Source organism: Bradyrhizobium sp. B117 (assembly GCF_038969555.1).
GTDB lineage: Bacteria > Pseudomonadota > Alphaproteobacteria > Rhizobiales > Xanthobacteraceae > Bradyrhizobium.
Window position 1 is genome coordinate 7523541 of the sequence record NZ_CP152414.1, and the last position, 14406, is coordinate 7537946.

At 64.2% G+C, this 14406-nt stretch carries 14 protein-coding genes; 4 read left to right on the forward strand and 10 right to left on the reverse strand.

Translation table 11 applies throughout. The features are described 5' to 3' along the window. Nucleotides 1-26: 26 nt before the first annotated feature. The 4 genes from fba to AAFG16_RS36450 are packed head-to-tail and all read right to left on the reverse strand — an operon-like array spanning nt 27 to nt 5084. The gene (gene fba / locus AAFG16_RS36435; protein ID WP_342733096.1) at nt 27-1112 is read right to left on the reverse strand and encodes a class II fructose-bisphosphate aldolase; all 1086 of its coding nucleotides are present in this window, start codon (nt 1110-1112) and stop codon (nt 27-29) included. A gap of 12 nt (nt 1113-1124) precedes the next feature. Next, entirely contained in the window at nt 1125-3143 is a 2019-nt protein-coding gene (gene tkt / locus AAFG16_RS36440) for a transketolase (protein ID WP_342733098.1), read from the reverse strand. Nucleotides 3144-3159: 16 nt separating this feature from the next. Further along, on the reverse strand, nt 3160-4035 hold the full coding sequence (locus AAFG16_RS36445; RefSeq protein WP_283081223.1) for a phosphoribulokinase: 876 nt from the start codon (nt 4033-4035) through the stop codon (nt 3160-3162). An 11-nt stretch (nt 4036-4046) separates the two neighbouring features. Next, entirely contained in the window at nt 4047-5084 is a 1038-nt protein-coding gene (locus tag AAFG16_RS36450; protein ID WP_342733100.1) for a class 1 fructose-bisphosphatase, read from the reverse strand. Nucleotides 5085-5203: 119 nt separating this feature from the next. Here AAFG16_RS36450 and AAFG16_RS36455 point away from each other — a divergent pair, with 119 nt between their 5' ends. Further along, entirely contained in the window at nt 5204-6181 is a 978-nt protein-coding gene (locus tag AAFG16_RS36455) for a LysR family transcriptional regulator (RefSeq protein WP_342733102.1), read from the forward strand. Nucleotides 6182-6420: 239 nt separating this feature from the next. On the opposite strand, the gene AAFG16_RS36460 is transcribed toward AAFG16_RS36455, so the two are convergent. The 4 genes from AAFG16_RS36460 to AAFG16_RS36475 all read right to left on the reverse strand — a co-directional run bounded on the left by AAFG16_RS36460 (nt 6421) and on the right by AAFG16_RS36475 (nt 9117). Continuing rightward, nucleotides 6421-6630 carry a hypothetical protein gene (locus AAFG16_RS36460; protein ID WP_283081226.1) on the reverse strand — a complete coding sequence of 70 codons (210 nt, stop codon included), beginning with the start codon at nt 6628-6630 and terminating at the stop codon, nt 6421-6423. A gap of 135 nt (nt 6631-6765) precedes the next feature. Then, nucleotides 6766-7185: a DUF4118 domain-containing protein gene (locus AAFG16_RS36465; protein WP_342733104.1), complete on the reverse strand. Its 420-nt coding sequence runs from the start codon at nt 7183-7185 to the stop codon at nt 6766-6768. A 130-nt stretch (nt 7186-7315) separates the two neighbouring features. Next, the gene (locus AAFG16_RS36470) at nt 7316-8509 is read right to left on the reverse strand and encodes an MFS transporter (protein ID WP_342733106.1); all 1194 of its coding nucleotides are present in this window, start codon (nt 8507-8509) and stop codon (nt 7316-7318) included. A 53-nt stretch (nt 8510-8562) separates the two neighbouring features. Then, nucleotides 8563-9117, reverse strand: coding sequence for a TetR/AcrR family transcriptional regulator (locus AAFG16_RS36475; protein ID WP_342733108.1), 555 nt, complete (start codon nt 9115-9117; stop codon nt 8563-8565). An 844-nt stretch (nt 9118-9961) separates the two neighbouring features. On the opposite strand from AAFG16_RS36475, the gene AAFG16_RS36480 reads away from it, so the two are divergent. Continuing rightward, entirely contained in the window at nt 9962-11365 is a 1404-nt protein-coding gene (locus AAFG16_RS36480) for a site-specific integrase (RefSeq protein ID WP_342733110.1), read from the forward strand. 771 nt (nt 11366-12136) lie between these two features. On the opposite strand, the gene AAFG16_RS36485 is transcribed toward AAFG16_RS36480, so the two are convergent. Together AAFG16_RS36485 and AAFG16_RS36490 are read right to left on the reverse strand one after the other, a co-directional pair. Next, a complete protein-coding gene (locus AAFG16_RS36485; RefSeq protein ID WP_342733112.1) occupies nt 12137-12325 on the reverse strand; it encodes a hypothetical protein in 189 nt (62 codons plus the stop codon). A 144-nt stretch (nt 12326-12469) separates the two neighbouring features. After that, nucleotides 12470-13393: a Ku protein gene (locus tag AAFG16_RS36490; RefSeq protein ID WP_342733114.1), complete on the reverse strand. Its 924-nt coding sequence runs from the start codon at nt 13391-13393 to the stop codon at nt 12470-12472. Between the two features lie 168 nt (nt 13394-13561). On the opposite strand from AAFG16_RS36490, the gene AAFG16_RS36495 reads away from it, so the two are divergent. Together AAFG16_RS36495 and AAFG16_RS36500 are read left to right on the forward strand one after the other, a co-directional pair. Continuing rightward, nucleotides 13562-13936, forward strand: coding sequence for a hypothetical protein (locus tag AAFG16_RS36495; RefSeq protein ID WP_342733116.1), 375 nt, complete (start codon nt 13562-13564; stop codon nt 13934-13936). 20 nt (nt 13937-13956) lie between these two features. Then, nucleotides 13957-14406 carry a hypothetical protein gene (locus AAFG16_RS36500; RefSeq protein ID WP_342733118.1) on the forward strand — a complete coding sequence of 150 codons (450 nt, stop codon included), beginning with the start codon at nt 13957-13959 and terminating at the stop codon, nt 14404-14406.

The following is a 14406-nucleotide window of genomic DNA, read 5'->3' on the forward strand; positions in this document are numbered from 1 at the left end:
TCTCCTGCTCTTCTCTCTCTGAATGATTAGGCTGCGACCGGCTCGCGGGCGCCGATGCGCGGATCGAGCTCGCCGGCGCGGTAGCGCCGCGCCATCTCGCTCAGGGGAATGACCTTGATCTTGCTGGCATGGCCCGCGGTTCCGAACTGCTCGAAGCGGTCGCGGCAGAGCTCGCGCATCGCGTCCATCGCGGGCTTGAGGAACTTGCGCGGATCGAACTCCGAGCGCGCCTCAGTCGCGACTTTGCGAAACACGGCGGTCATGGCCAGGCGACAGTCGGTGTCGATATTGACCTTGCGCACGCCACTCTTGATGCCGCGGACGATCTCCTCCACCGGCACGCCCCAGGTCTGCGGCATCTCGCCACCGAACTGGTTGAACATGTCCTGGAGCGGCTGCGGCACCGAGGAGGAGCCGTGCATGACGAGATGCGTGTTCGGCAGCCGGCGATGAATCTCCTCGACCACCCGCATCGCCAGGATGTCGCCATCCGGCTTGCGGCTGAACTTGTAGGCGCCGTGCGAGGTGCCCATCGCGATGGCGAGCGCATCGACCTTGGTGGCGCGGACGAAGTCGACGGCCTGGTCGGGATCGGTCAACAGCTGATCGTGGCTGACCTTGCCTTCGACGCCGTGACCATCCTCCTGCTCGCCGCCGCCATGTTCGAGCGAGCCGAGCACGCCGAGCTCGCCCTCGACGGAGGCGCCGGTCCAATGGGCGAGATCGACGACGCGGCGGGTGATCGCGACGTTATAGTCGTAATCAGCCGCGGTCTTGGCATCGGCCTTGAGCGAGCCGTCCATCATCACAGAGGTGAAGCCATAGGCGATCGCGGAGGCGCAGGTCGCCTCGTCATTGCCGTGATCCTGGTGCATGCACAGCGGGATGTCCGGATAGGTGCGCTCCAGCGCGTCGATCATGTGCGACAGCATGAGATCGCCGGCATAGCTGCGCGCGCCGCGCGAGGCCTGCATGATCACGGGCGCGTCGACCTCGGCCGCCGCCTGCATGATCGCGATGCCCTGCTCCATGTTGTTGATGTTGAACGCCGGCACGGCGTAGCCGTGATTGGCGGCATGATCGAGCAATTGGCGAAGGGTGATACGGGCCACGGGCAGTTCTCCTTATTGCTTCTTGCGTGCGATCGCCCGGCGGGCGGCTTCGGCAACGCTTTGCGGCGTGATGCCGAATTCGCGGTAGAGCACCGGTGCCGGTGCCGAGGCGCCGAAGCCGCGCATGCCGACGAACTCGCCGTCAGCGCCGATCCAGCGATGCCAATCGCCGGCCACCGCCGCTTCGACGCCGACGCGCGGCGCGGTGCCCAGCACGGCAGCGCGGTAATCGTCCGGCTGCTCCTCGAACAACGCCAAGCACGGTGCGGAGACCACGGCCGCACGCACGTGCTCGGTCGCCAGCAACCTGGCCGCTTCCAACGCGATCGACACTTCCGAGCCGGTCGCCATCAGCGTGACGTCGCGGCCACCATCGGGCGAGACGATGAGATAGGCGCCGCGGGCGACGCGGTTCCGGCCGCGGACATCGCTGCGGAAAGTCGGCAACGCCTGCCGCGACAGGCAGAGCACGGAGGGACGATCCTCCTCTTCAAGTGCGCAGTCCCAGGCCTCCAGCGTTTCCACCGCATCGGCCGGCCGGAACACCAGAAGATTCGGAATCACCCGCAGCGCGGCGAGATGCTCGACCGGCTGATGCGTCGGTCCGTCCTCGCCGAGGCCGATGGAGTCGTGCGTCATGACATGGATGACGCGCAGCCGCATCAGAGCCGCAAGGCGGATCGCGGGCCGGCTGTAATCGGAGAAGGCGAGGAAGGTGCCGCCATAGGGAATGAACCCACCATGCAGCGCGAGGCCGTTCATCGCAGCCGCCATGCCGTGCTCGCGGATACCGTAATGGATGTAGTCGCCGGCGAATGCGCCACTCTTGACCGGGACTTGCGCCTTGGCGTGCGTCAGGTTCGAATGCGTCAGGTCGGCGGAGCCTCCGATCAGCCCGGGAATCGTTCCGGCGACGGCCTCGAGCACCTGTTGCGAGGCCTGCCGCGTCGCGAGCTTCGGCCGCTCGCTGGCAAAGCGTTCGCGCAATTTCGCCGAGGCCTGGGCATAGGCGTTCGGCAGGGCAACGGCCTTGCTCTCGACGAACAGATCGCGCTGCTCCGGCGTCGCGCCTTCGTAGCGATCGAGCCAGGCGAGACGCTCGACCTGCCCGCGCTGCCCGATCATCCGCCACGCCTTCGCGATGGGAATCGGCACCACGAAGGGCTGATAGTCCCAACCAAGAGTTCGGCGCGCTGCCGCGATCTGCTCGGTGCCGAGCGGCGCGCCATGCGCTTTCTCGGTCCCCTGCCTATCCGGCGCGCCGTAGCCGATGATGGTGCGGCAGGCGATCAGCGACGGTTCTGCAGTTTCGCGCTCCTCCGCAATCGCCCGCGCAACGGCCTCAGAATCGTGCCCGTCGACGCGGCGCACCGACCAGCCGGAGGCAGCGAAGCGTGCGAGTTGATCGTCCGAGGTCGCAAGCGACGTCGGCCCATCGATGGAGATGCCGTTGTCGTCAAACAGCACGATCAGGCGGCCGAGCTTGAGATGACCGGCAAGCGAGATCGCCTCCTGGCTGATGCCCTCCATCAGGCAGCCGTCGCCGGCGATGACATAGGTGAAGTGATCGACGAGGCCGTCGCCATGCCGCGCATTGGCCATGCGCTCGGCGAGCGCCATGCCGACCGCGGTCGCAATGCCCTGTCCCAGCGGACCCGTCGTGGTCTCGACGCCGGGCGTGTGGCCATATTCGGGATGGCCCGGCGTCTTCGAGCCCCATTGCCGGAAGGCCTTGATATCGTCGAGGCTGACCGCGCCGCCGGTGAGATGCAGCAGCGCATAGAGTAGCATCGAGCCGTGCCCCGCCGACAGCACGAAGCGGTCGCGGTCCGGCCAGTTGGGATGGGCCGAGTCGAACTTCAGGAAGCGCGAGAACAGCACGGTCGCGACATCGGCCATGCCCATGGGCAGGCCGGGATGGCCGGACTGCGAGGTCTCGATGGCATCCACCGCGAGAAAACGGACGGCGTTGGCGAGATCGTTGTGCGTGACCGCGGTGAGGTCGGCTTCGGCGTGGACGGAGATGTTCATCGGGTTGTCTCCTCGTTCACTTCAGGCTGCGCTTGCGCTCGATCAGCTGCATGATCAGCGGCGTCAGGATGAGCTGCATCGCGAGATCGAGCTTCGCGCCCGGACACACGATGGAGTTCGCGCGGGACATCCAGCTGTGCGGCAGCATCGAGAGCAGATAGGGAAAGTCGATGCCGCGCGGATTCTTGAAGCGGATCACGACCATCGATTCGTCCGGCGTCGGGATCCAGCGCGCGATGAACGGATTTGACGTGTCCACCGTCGGCACGCGCTGGAAGTTGATGTCGGTCTCGGTGAATTGCGGGCAGATGTAGTGGATGTAGTCCGGCATCCGGCGCAGAATGGTGTCGGTGACGGCCTCGGTCGAATAGCCGCGCGCACTGCGGTCGCGATGCAGCTTCTGGATCCATTCGAGATTGATGACGGGCACGACACCGATCTTCAGATCTGCATAGCGCGCGACATTGACCTTGTCGGTGACCACGGCGCCATGCAGGCCTTCGTAGAACAACAGGTCCGAACTCTCCGGCAGCCGTTCCCATTCGGTGAAGGTGCCGGGCGCAGCGCCGTGCAGCGCGGACTCCTCTGCGTCGTGCACGTAATGCCGCGTCGTCGCCGTGCCGGTCTCGCCATAGTCGCGGAACGCGCGCTCCAGCTCCTCGAACAGATTGGTCTCGGGGCTGAAATGGCTGAAATGCTTGTTGCCGCGCTCGGCCTCCGTGGCCATCTTCGTGCGCATCTCGGCGCGGTCGTAACGATGGAAGGCGTCGCCCTCGATGTAGACGGCGTTGACCTTCTCGCGGAAGAAGATCTGCTCGAACGTCTTCTTGACCGAGGTGGTGCCGGCGCCGGAGGAGCCGGTGATGGAGATGATCGGATGCTTCCTGGACATGGGACGCCCTCCTACAGCCGGAAGAAACCGCGTCGCGCGAACAGCGGCGCGGCGACGCTGGCAACCAAAAGCGGATCGCAATGCAGCTCCTCGACGCGCCGCACCTCGTTGCTCGAGCCCATGATCAGCGGCACGCGCTGATGCAGGCTTTGCGCCGACAGATCGAGGATACGCTCGCGCCCGGTCGAGGCCGAGCCGCCGGCCTGCTCGATGATCATGGCCATCGGATGCGCCTCATAGGTGAGGCGCAGGCGGCCGTCGCCATAGCCGGGACGCGCATCTGACGGATACAGGAACACGCCGCCGCGGGTGAGGATGCGATAGGCCTCCGCCACCAGCGAGCCGATCCAGCGCATGTTGAAATTGTGGTTCGCGGGCCCCTCGACGCCGGCAAGGCACTCGTCGATGAAGGCGCGCACCGGCGGATCCCAGTGCCGGCGGTTCGACGCGTTGATCGCGAACTCCTCGCACGCCTCGGAGATCTGCACGGCGCTGCGTGCGAAGCGGAAGCAGCCAGCCTTGCGGTCGAGCGTGAAGATGTCGACGCCGTCGCCGAGCGTCAGCACCAGCGAGGTCTGCGGGCCGTAGGTGACAAACCCCGCGGCAAGCTGCGCCGAGCCACGCTGATGGAAGGCAAGGCTCAGATCGTCGGGCGCGGGCAGGATCGAGAAGATCGTGCCGACCGTCATGTTGATGTCGATGTTGGAGGAGCCGTCGAGCGGATCAATCGCGACACAGACGCGGCCTTCGCGATCACCGATCTGCGGCTCGCGCATTTCCTCCGACGCCAGCGCCGCGATCGGGAGCTTGCCGAGGCAGCGTCGCAGGATCGCATCGGCCTGGACGTCGAGATCGCGCTGGACGTCGCCATCGCTGTTGCGGCCGGTGGTCAGGCCGGAGGCGTCGGCGAGATCGCCGGTCGCGATGAGGTCGGCGATCTCGATCGCCGCCGCCGCGATGGCGTCGACTGCGGCCGCAACCGCGAGCGCATGCGGCGTCGTCTCGGAATACCGTTGAAGGTGGTCGTCCAGCCTGAGTTGCCCGGTCATCTGCGTCCATCCCCTTGCTGGCGCCGCATCCAGTTCCCTCCCCGCTGGAGGTCGGTGCGGTCAGTCCCAGCACGATGAGATTGACAGGGCCGGCTTAATAAGGAAAATTTCTATTCATAATGAGCGCCAAAGAATTTTCTTATAATGGCCCTGGCCATCCGGCGGCCCAGCTCCGGCATCTGACGATCCGGCAGCTTCGCTCGCTCGCGGCGCTCTCCGCCAAGGGCAGCGTGACGGCGGCATCGAGCCAGCTCGGCCTGACCCAGCCGGCCGTGACCCAGCAGCTGCGGCAGCTTCAGGACCTTGCAGGGTTGCCGCTGGTGCAGCGGACTGGCGACGGCATGCTGCTGACGGAGGCCGGCCGGGAAGTGCTGGCGCTCGCCGAGCGAGTCGAGGCCGCGATCATGGACTGCCAGGGCGCGCTCGACCTGCTGGCCGGCCGCACCGGCGGCACCGTCCATCTCGGCGCCGTCTCGACGGCGAAATATTTCGTACCGCATGCGATCGCGACGTTCTCCAAGCGCTATCCGAAGATCGAGATCAAGCTCACCATCGGCAATCGCGAGGATATCCGCGAGGCCATGCACGGCTACGACCTCGATTTCGCGGTGATGGGTCGGCCACCGGCCGACGTCAGCGTCGACGTGCGTCAGCTCGGGCGCAATCCGCACATCATCGTCGCGCGCAAGGGGCACTGGCTGGAGAAGGATTCCGGCCTCAGCCTGACCGACCTCGTGCACGAGACCTTCCTCACCCGCGAGCCGGGCTCCGGCACGCGCACGCTGATGGAGGGCATGTTTCAGAAGTCGGATCTCGAGCCGATCATCGGCATGGAGATGAGCAGCAACGAGACGATCAAGCAGGCCGTCATTGCCGGGCTCGGCATCGCCTTCATCTCGGCCCACACCGTGGCGCACGAGCTCGCCGAAGGCCGCCTCATCGTGCTCGACGTCGCTGGTCTTCCGATCGTCCGGCAATGGTACGTGATCCGCCGCAGCGACAAGGTGCTGCTGCCGCCGGCGCAGGCGATGTTCGATTTTCTCGGCTCGGAAGGTTCGAACTATCTGCCCGACGTGCCCGAATTCGGCGGACGATAATTCGCCGGCGCTCAGCTCATCAGCTTCATGGCGATGGTCGCCGCCAGCACGACGATGATCTGGAGCAGACGCTCCGTCGTGAAGATGCGGTTGAAGGTGGTCATCGCTTGCCCCCGGCCGATTTGAAGATGATCTCGGTCGGCCGTTGCTAGCACAGGCGGCCAGCGAGAGAACTCCGTAGTCGCCACGGGCCGCCCCCCTGACCGGACCGATCGCGCCGCGCCTGGCGCGGCTAACGATCAGGCCGCAAGCGGAGCGGCGTAATCCACGCGCGTGGCAAAATAGGCTTCCAGCTCCGACAGCGCCCGCGCTTCCCAGTCCCGCGCCTGCTCCAGCAGCGACCAGCTCTGGCCCGGGCGGAATGCAGCGGTCTGGCGATAGAGCGATGCGATGCCGCGATAGCGACGCACGTTCTCCAAAATGGCGTGACCGTTTATTTGGCCGTTCATCGAAAACTCCCTCGTCATTCCCGGGGGAGAAATTGCGGCCAAATCTTTTTCGAAAAGTTAGCGGCGCGCAGCAAGCTCGCGGATGGTTGCCAGACTGTTGCGCACGCGCAACGCGCGCGATCCGGCACCGCTGATTTATTGCGAATTCGTTGCCGCGCTTTCGCCCGAGGGTTTTAGCCCGCCGCGGCTGATGATCGCCATCGTCTCGCGGCAGAGATCGGCAAGGCCAATCAGGAGCACCGCGAGCAGGCAAAACAGGTTGATGGAATCCGCATTCGCGCTGGTCAGCGGCATGAACTCGAAGAAGGGGGGTATAAACGCCCACCACACCAGCGGCACCGTGAGCAGCGCCGCGAACACAGCCGCCGGCGCGCCTGCGACGATGCCGAGCACGAACAGGCTGGGCAAGAATGCCGCGAAATAGAGCTTTGCGCCGAGCGCGACGCAGATGCCTTGAATCGCAGCCGACGCTGCGACGACGCCGAATCCAAGCAGGAACGCCTGCCACGACCATGGCCGTACTCGCGGTACGCCAAACAGTCCCGCACGCTTCATCAGCCTCCCCCTGCCGCCCGTTAACCAAGGCCGCTTGCGACCAAAGTACTACAGCGCTCCGGAAATCGCGAGATCGAAATTCGGCCGCCGGCCGCAGCTTGGTAAACGCCCGCATCGCACAATCGCGGCCCTACTCGGTGGCGGCATAGAGCAGGCCCGCGACTGGCAAAGCAAGGCCAATGGCCGATGCGACCGTCCAGCCTCCTTGCGCGAAGGCCCAGGCGCCGACCGCCGAGCCGGCAGCGCCGGCGGCGAAGAACGTCGCCATGTAGAGGCCGTTGAGGCGGCTGCGGTGCTCGTGCCCGAGCACGAAGATGGCGCGAAAGCCGAGCACGACGTTGCCCTGCACGCCGATATCGATGGCGATCGCGGCCACGACGAGGCAGGCGAGGTTCAGCATCGAGCCGGGCGCGCCGAGATAGGTCACGAGGAAGCCGGCGGCGGCGAGCAGCATGGCGACCCGCGTCGCGATGCGGCTGTGGCCGCGATCGGCGAGCCGGCCCGCGATCGGAGCTGCGAACACGCCGGCGACACCGGCGAGCGCGAACAGTGCGATGCCGCGCTGGGTGAAGCCGAATTCACTCGCGAGCTGGAGCGGTGCCACGGTCCAGAACAGCGTGAAGCAGCCGAACAGGCTCGCCTGGTACAGGGCGCGGCGCCGGAGCAGCGGCGTGGTCAGGGCCAGATGCGGCATCGACAGCAGCAGCGTACCGTAATGCATGCGCACGACTGGCTTCCGCTTCGGCAGCGTCATCCACAGCACCGCCGCGAGCACGATCATCAGCGCGGCCGAGCAGAAGAACACCGCATGCCATGAGGCGGCTGCGGTGACAAAGCTCGACACCGGCCGCGCCAGCATGATGCCGAGCATCAGGCCGGTCGAGACGTTGCCGACGACGCGGCCGCGGATCGCCTCCGGCGCCATATGCGCGGCATAGGGAATGATGATCTGGACCGCGACCGAGCCGAGGCCGATGAACAGCGCCGCGATGAGGAACGGCAACGCGTGGGTGGCGAACGCGGCCGCGATCAGCGCGGCGGCGCCGAGCGTGATGACGGAGCAGATCAGCGTGCGGTTCTCGACGAGGTCGCCGAGCGGCACGATGAACAGCAGGCCGACGCCGTAGCCGACCTGCGTCATGGTGACGATCAGCCCCGCCGCCTCGTGCGACAGGCCGAGCGCGGCGCTGATCGGGGCGATCAGCGGCTGGGCGTAGTAGATGTTGGCGGCGACCATGCCACAGGCCGCGGCCAGCACGAAGGTCAGTCGCTGCGACACCGCATCCGGCCTGGGCGCGGTCTCGATCGTGGCATTCATCGTCATTTCACGTGGTCTCCAAACAATCGGGAACGATCATTCCCTAATAGGACATGAATTCAGGCGAACAGCTTCATCGCGATGCCGACGAGGCGCATGCCGTCGAGCGGCAGGCGTGCCTTGCCGACGACGCGCATGCCTTGCGTGATGCAGATCATCAGCCGCGCGGTGTCGTCCGCCTCGACATGGCCGGGAATCGAGCCGTCGGCCTGGCCCTCGCGGATCAGGCCGGCGATGAAGCTTTCGTTGGTCTCGAGCTGGGCGCGAACGCGGGCGGCGACGGCGGAATCGACCGCCGACAGCTCGACCGCGCTGCCGACCACGAGGCAGCCGCGCCGCCCCTCGATGCCTTGCGAATGCGCGACATAGGACAGCAGCACATTGCGCAGCCGCTCGCGGCCGTTGTCGGCGCGCGCCGCGGCGCTGCGGGTCTGCTCCTGGCGCAGCGCCGTGTAGCGCTCGAAGGCGGCGAGGAACACCGCATGCTTGTCGCGAAACGCCTTGTAGACGCTGCCGGTGGCGAGCCGCATTGCCGCGGTGAGGTCGCCGATCGAGGTAGCATGATAGCCGCGCTCCCGAAACACGCGCACGGCGCGGTCGAGCGCGGTATCCATGTCGAACTCCCGGGGACGGCCGGGCGGACGGGCTGCGGGCTGGGATCGGCGGGCGGCTTTTTGCATTGCGGAATAATAGGGAATGATTGTTCCCGAATAAAGACACGTGGCTGTGATGGGGGCATTGGCTGTTTAGCGGAGCCCTGCAACTCTCGTAAGGGGCGCGGGCTTCGTTCTCCCAACTCCGCTGTCATTCCCCCGAAGGCGGGGAATCCAGTACGCCGCGGCCTATCGGTTCAATCACGACAGCCTCGGAATACTGGATCGCCCGGTCAAGCCGGGCGATGACAGCGAGTGTGTGGTTGCAGACATGCGTATTCGCCCTCGCGGCGCAATTCGCCCGAGCTTTGCTTGATTGCTCCGCCCTCGAAGCCAAGAGGGCGCAGGGAAGGCCGGGTGCCAGCTCGCACCCGCGGTCCGCTGCGCGAAAGGTAGCGCAAGGAGACCGCACAGCAGCATACAGGTGAAGCCCAACACACGGCCTTCCCTGCGCGATGGTCGGACGGCTTATGCCGTGCTCTCCCGGGAGCCGAGTTCGTTCTGGCCTCCCTCGCCCCAGCGAAAGTCGCCGGCAGCGCGCCGGTTGACGCGACTGCCGCATCCGCAAGGGCTTGACCGTAGCAACGACGGCCAGGACCACACGTCTATATTTTGGCATTCGGTGAAACACGCCGAAACTAACAAAACCCTTCAAAACAAGCACTTTTCGACTACGCTGATGCGGGCTGTTTCAGCGGGCTTCACCAAAACAAGGGCCCGGCCCTAAGCCTTTCAGCGTCCGCACGACAGACTGAAAGCCCCAAAGCCGAGCCCTTTGGTCCCAAGCCTTAGGAGCCGAAACCACATGGATACTACCACTGTCCCCTCCCCCGCCCGCAAGCGGGGCCGCAACAGCAGCGTCATTCTGACCGACCGACTGTGCGAGAAGCGGGTCGCAAAGCGGTCCAAGTTCTACGACCGCAAGTGCCGTGGCCTGTACGTCAGCATCACGACCGCCGGGGTTGCGACCTTCTCCTTCAAGTTCACCGACAGGCAGACCGGCAAGCAGCGGACCGGCTGGCTCGGGGTCTATAACCCCGAGACCTTCACGGTCGAGGACGCCCGCAGCAGGGTCTACGGCCTCAAGGCCATGGGCGGCGAGGCACTCGTCGAGACTTTCCCCGACCAGAAGGTCGCGAAGGCCAAGCGCGGCAGGACCGTCGGCGAGATCATCGACGAGCGCATCAAGTGGATGAAGACGCCGGTCAAAAAGCCGGACGGCGAGATGCGGCCCCGGCTGGAAAGCTGGGATAACACCGCCAGCCACCTCAACCGCTTCATCCGGCCGCGGCTCGGCAAGAAGCTGGCCATGGAGGTCACCAAGCACGACATCGCCACACTGTCGAACGACATCATCGCAGGCAAGTTCGGTAGGCCATCCGTCAGCAACGCGCGTCATATGCGCAAGGCCGCCTCGGGCCTGTTCAATTGGGCAGCCGAAGCCGGCCGCGACTATGTGACGGCCAGTCCCTGCGTCAATCTGCCGAAGCTCGATCCGGAGCACCCCCGCACCCGGGTCCTATCCGAGGACGAGATCAAGGTGTTCTGGCATGGGCTCGATGACGATGTTCTGCTGGCGTCATGGGACCGCCGCACGCGGCTTGCCTTGAAGTTCGAGCTTGTGACCATGCTGCGGTCGCGCGAACTGCTCGGCGCGCGCCGCGACGAACTGGCCGACCTCGATGGCGACATCCCGCGTCTGGACGTCCCGTTGAAGCGGGTAAAGAAGCGGCGCGTCATCCAGCAGCCCTTGTCCGATTTGGCGGTCGAGATCGTCAGGGAAGCTCTGCGGGGGTCGAACAAGCAATTCGTCTTCGCCTCCCCGCTCGGCGATCAGCCGCTGCATCGGAAGGCCATGGCGGACGCGCTGCGTGGCGACAAGCGCAAGGGCAAGGTGAGGACGCCCGGCATCTGCGCGCTGCTTGGCCTCAAGCCGTTCACCCCTCACGATCTGCGCCGGACGGCGGCCACCTTGGCGGGCGATCTCGGCTTTGACGATGCATGGATCGCGAAGTGCCTCGATCACGCTGCGAGCAAAAAGTCCGAGGTCGTCGTGCCGAGCGTCACCGGCAAGGTCTACAATCACAGCAAGCGCATGAAGGAGAAACGCGCGGTGCTGGATGGGATCGCCGCCGAGCTGCGACGGATCGTCGGTGCGTCTGCACCTGGCATAGATCCAGAAAAGCACCAGCCGAGGCTCGCGGCCTGAATGCGTCGCCCATTGGGATCTCAATCAGATCCCTCAGGTGGGCCTTCGCTTGCACTCCCCTGCGCAGGGAGTTCTTGGCGAGGAAAAGCCAAGTAAAATCACCATCCTGTGCGAGTCGTATCCTCCCTTGTGTCGCGATTTCATCGCGGTTGTAGAAGATGTGGATAATATCGGCCTCCCCCCGGCGCCCGTACCCAAGCCGAGCCCCCTTGATGCGCACGAAAATCCTTGGGGATCGACCTGCCCTCCGACCGAAGTCGTACTCGCGCATAACGCGAGTCCGCGCATAAGATCGCCCGATGGGGTGGAATGGCATCGGTTGGTTCATCGCACTAGGACTCGGCGCACTTGGAAGCGCAGTCACTTACCTTTGGCCGAGCTTCCGCGAGTTCGGCTACTTCCTCGTGGCAGTGGGAGTCCTCGCCCTAGTGGTGGCGATCCAAACGCGCCGGGAAAAATTCTTGGAGTCGACGCTAAAACGTTCTTAGAAAGTTGGCGAAAGGGAATGCCGCGCACCGCGCACACGACCTCTCATTCTTCCGGCCGCTCTGTAACTTGTTTAAGAGTGCAGAGTTCCCCTATTTTGGCGCTTGGTAGCCAAAGCGGTTGCGATAGAATCTCGCCGTCCCTGAGGCGAAGACGCAGCGCGCTTTCTTTCCTGGAGCATAAATCCGGAAGGAGCGGCGAGGGCGAAACGTGAGCGGAACTGACTTCTTCATAGCGTCCGCTGCGTCTTTTTTGCCGGAAGCCGCGACGGATTTGCGGGTGGATTTAGGTTTTTTGTTTCTCGCCCGCGCTTTTTCCATCGGAGCTCTTAGAGTGCTCTTCGAAACGATCAGCACCCTTAGCTAGATCGTGCCCCATCTTGCTTTCGTTTTTTGCTTCCTCGTTGGAAGCTGCTTCGCGCAAGCCTTCAGCGGCCCGTTTCCCCGCTTTTGATGATTTTCGTTCGTCGCCCATTGTAGCTCCTCCCTCATCAAGATGCTTCCAGCGAACTGCTCGTCCTCAGCTGGGATGGGCAGAGTTCCAATTAGATCGCCTGAACATTGTTCCAAGTTTTCTCAAGCAGAATCTGGCCCGACCTATGGAAGTGCAAAAGCCAATTTAGGCAGACCGACGCTGCGACTTCGTGGCTACTGGCCTTTTCGCTTTTGTCTCTTTGGCCTGCTTCTTACCGGCTATGGGCATCAGCATTTCCTTCTGGCCGGCGAAAGCCTTCTTCGACTTCTTGGCGGGCTTCTTTTGCTCGGCTGCCGCACCGCCCACGCTTTTGCGCAACGCATCCATCAGATCGACGACGTTCTCACCCTTCGGCCGCTCCTTCGGACGGATCACCTTCCCTGCCCGCTTCTCGTTGATCAGTTCGACCAGTGCGCTCTCATAGTGGTCCTCGAACTTTTCAGGATCGAAATTGCCTGCCTTCTGGATCACGATGTGCTTGGCAAGGTCGAGCATGTCTTTGGTGACTTTAACGTCCTGGATCTCGTCGAAGTACTCCTGCTCGCTGCGAACCTCATAGGGGTATCGTAGCAACGTTCCTACGAGCCCCTTGTCCATAGGCTCAAGCGCGATGATGTGCTCGCGATTGGTCAATACCACGCGACCGATGGCGACCTTGTTCATCTCGCGAATGGTCTCTCGGATCACTGCGAAGGCGTCGTGGCCGACCTTGCCATCAGGTCGCAGATAGTAAGGACGGATCAGATAGCGCGGATCGATGTCGCTCTTGTCGACAAATTCGTCGATCTCGATTGTGCGAGTGGACTCCAGCGCGATCTCTTCGAGCTCTTCCTTGGTGACCTCGATGAATTGGCCCTTCTCCAGTTCATAGCCTTTCACGATGTCTTCGTTGGGCACCTCATCGCCTGTGTCCGCATCGACCTTGAGGTACTTGATCCGGTGACCCGTCTGCCGGTTGAGCTGGTTGAAGGAGATTTTCTCGGACTCAGATGTCGCCGGGTAAAGCGCCACCGGACAGGTCACGAGTGATAAACGCAGGAAGCCTTTCCAGTTGGCGCGCGGGGCCATGTACGCAGTACTCCGTTCCGAGGCGGCCTGGATTCAAGACGATCCAAAGCAGCTGGTTCCGACACCTCCGGCGCCAAATTTTTCAGCCAGCCTCCTTTGGTCGGACTCGACTTTTGTTCCCTTTATGTTCTAATTCGCAGCATGAGCGATCGACCTGCGAGTTGGCGGATGCCCACCCCAAAACAGATGGAAAAGCTAGCAAGCTCAATGGGTCATCGGGCCGGACAGGTGCGCCCGCTTGGTCCGCAGGACGAGATGCCGGAGGAATATTGGCGCTCCATCCTTGATGATTGCCCGGCTGACGCCGAGCCCGTGGGACGGAGCGCAGGGCTCCGTCTGTCCGAGCTCCCGCAGCACGTTCTGCGGGTTTCCTGCCGCAGGTGCGGGCGCATTGTCGAGATCCAGAAAGCGGACGCGGTTCGCCTGTACGGGCAACACGCCACCTGGAAGGAGGTCGGGCAACGGCTGCTGAACAACACCTGCCAGAGCCGGACGGGGCGCTATGAGGAGGACGGCTGCTGGCCGGCCTTCGAGCCTGTCTGAATTGATAAGCCGCGTCCCGGATGGCTCCGAAGCATCACCCGACGCCACTCTCCGGTGGCGACCGAAAGGCTTTAGGCAAGGAGCTCGGCAAGGCACGCGCGATGACCACCATTCTGGCCGCGCAGTCCGCAGCGGCTCGCGCCCAAGGCGAAGTGCTGATCAAACAGGCCGATCGCCTTCTCTGCGAGAGCTGGAACGAACGGATGTGGGCGAACGGCGAGCCCATCGATCCCTCACCTACGGTCGATCAGGCGATCAACGGCGGCTACCCGTGGCTCGAGATCCAATGCTCCCGCTGCAAGACCCGTCGCGATGTTGATCTGGCAGCATTGCCGCACGCCGCGACAACTTTTGTGCACGATCTGGCCGGCAGGCTCCGCTGCAACAAATGTGCTAAGGCGGGTCGTCGCCCTTCCGCAACGCTGCTGCAACTCGCGCACCACCCCCGCTCCTCTTCCTCCGAGACCTGA

Bases quoted from the DNA above. Each gene is read 5' to 3' on its own strand.
- AAFG16_RS36480 (WP_342733110.1), top strand. From the start codon at position 9,962: ATGGATACTACCACTGTCCCCTCCCCCGCCCGCAAGCGGGGCCGCAAC.
- AAFG16_RS36500 (WP_342733118.1), top strand. From the start codon at position 13,957: ATGGCTCCGAAGCATCACCCGACGCCACTCTCCGGTGGCGACCGAAAG.
- AAFG16_RS36460 (WP_283081226.1), bottom strand. From the start codon at position 6,630: ATGAACGGCCAAATAAACGGTCACGCCATTTTGGAGAACGTGCGTCGC.
- AAFG16_RS36485 (WP_342733112.1), bottom strand. From the start codon at position 12,325: ATGGGCGACGAACGAAAATCATCAAAAGCGGGGAAACGGGCCGCTGAA.
- AAFG16_RS36465 (WP_342733104.1), bottom strand. From the start codon at position 7,185: ATGAAGCGTGCGGGACTGTTTGGCGTACCGCGAGTACGGCCATGGTCG.
- AAFG16_RS36445 (WP_283081223.1), bottom strand. From the start codon at position 4,035: ATGTCCAGGAAGCATCCGATCATCTCCATCACCGGCTCCTCCGGCGCC.
- AAFG16_RS36455 (WP_342733102.1), top strand. From the start codon at position 5,204: ATGAGCGCCAAAGAATTTTCTTATAATGGCCCTGGCCATCCGGCGGCC.
- AAFG16_RS36470 (WP_342733106.1), bottom strand. From the start codon at position 8,509: ATGACGATGAATGCCACGATCGAGACCGCGCCCAGGCCGGATGCGGTG.
- AAFG16_RS36490 (WP_342733114.1), bottom strand. From the start codon at position 13,393: ATGGCCCCGCGCGCCAACTGGAAAGGCTTCCTGCGTTTATCACTCGTG.
- AAFG16_RS36450 (WP_342733100.1), bottom strand. From the start codon at position 5,084: ATGACCGGGCAACTCAGGCTGGACGACCACCTTCAACGGTATTCCGAG.
- AAFG16_RS36475 (WP_342733108.1), bottom strand. From the start codon at position 9,117: ATGGATACCGCGCTCGACCGCGCCGTGCGCGTGTTTCGGGAGCGCGGC.
- AAFG16_RS36495 (WP_342733116.1), top strand. From the start codon at position 13,562: ATGCCCACCCCAAAACAGATGGAAAAGCTAGCAAGCTCAATGGGTCAT.
- tkt (WP_342733098.1), bottom strand. From the start codon at position 3,143: ATGAACATCTCCGTCCACGCCGAAGCCGACCTCACCGCGGTCACGCAC.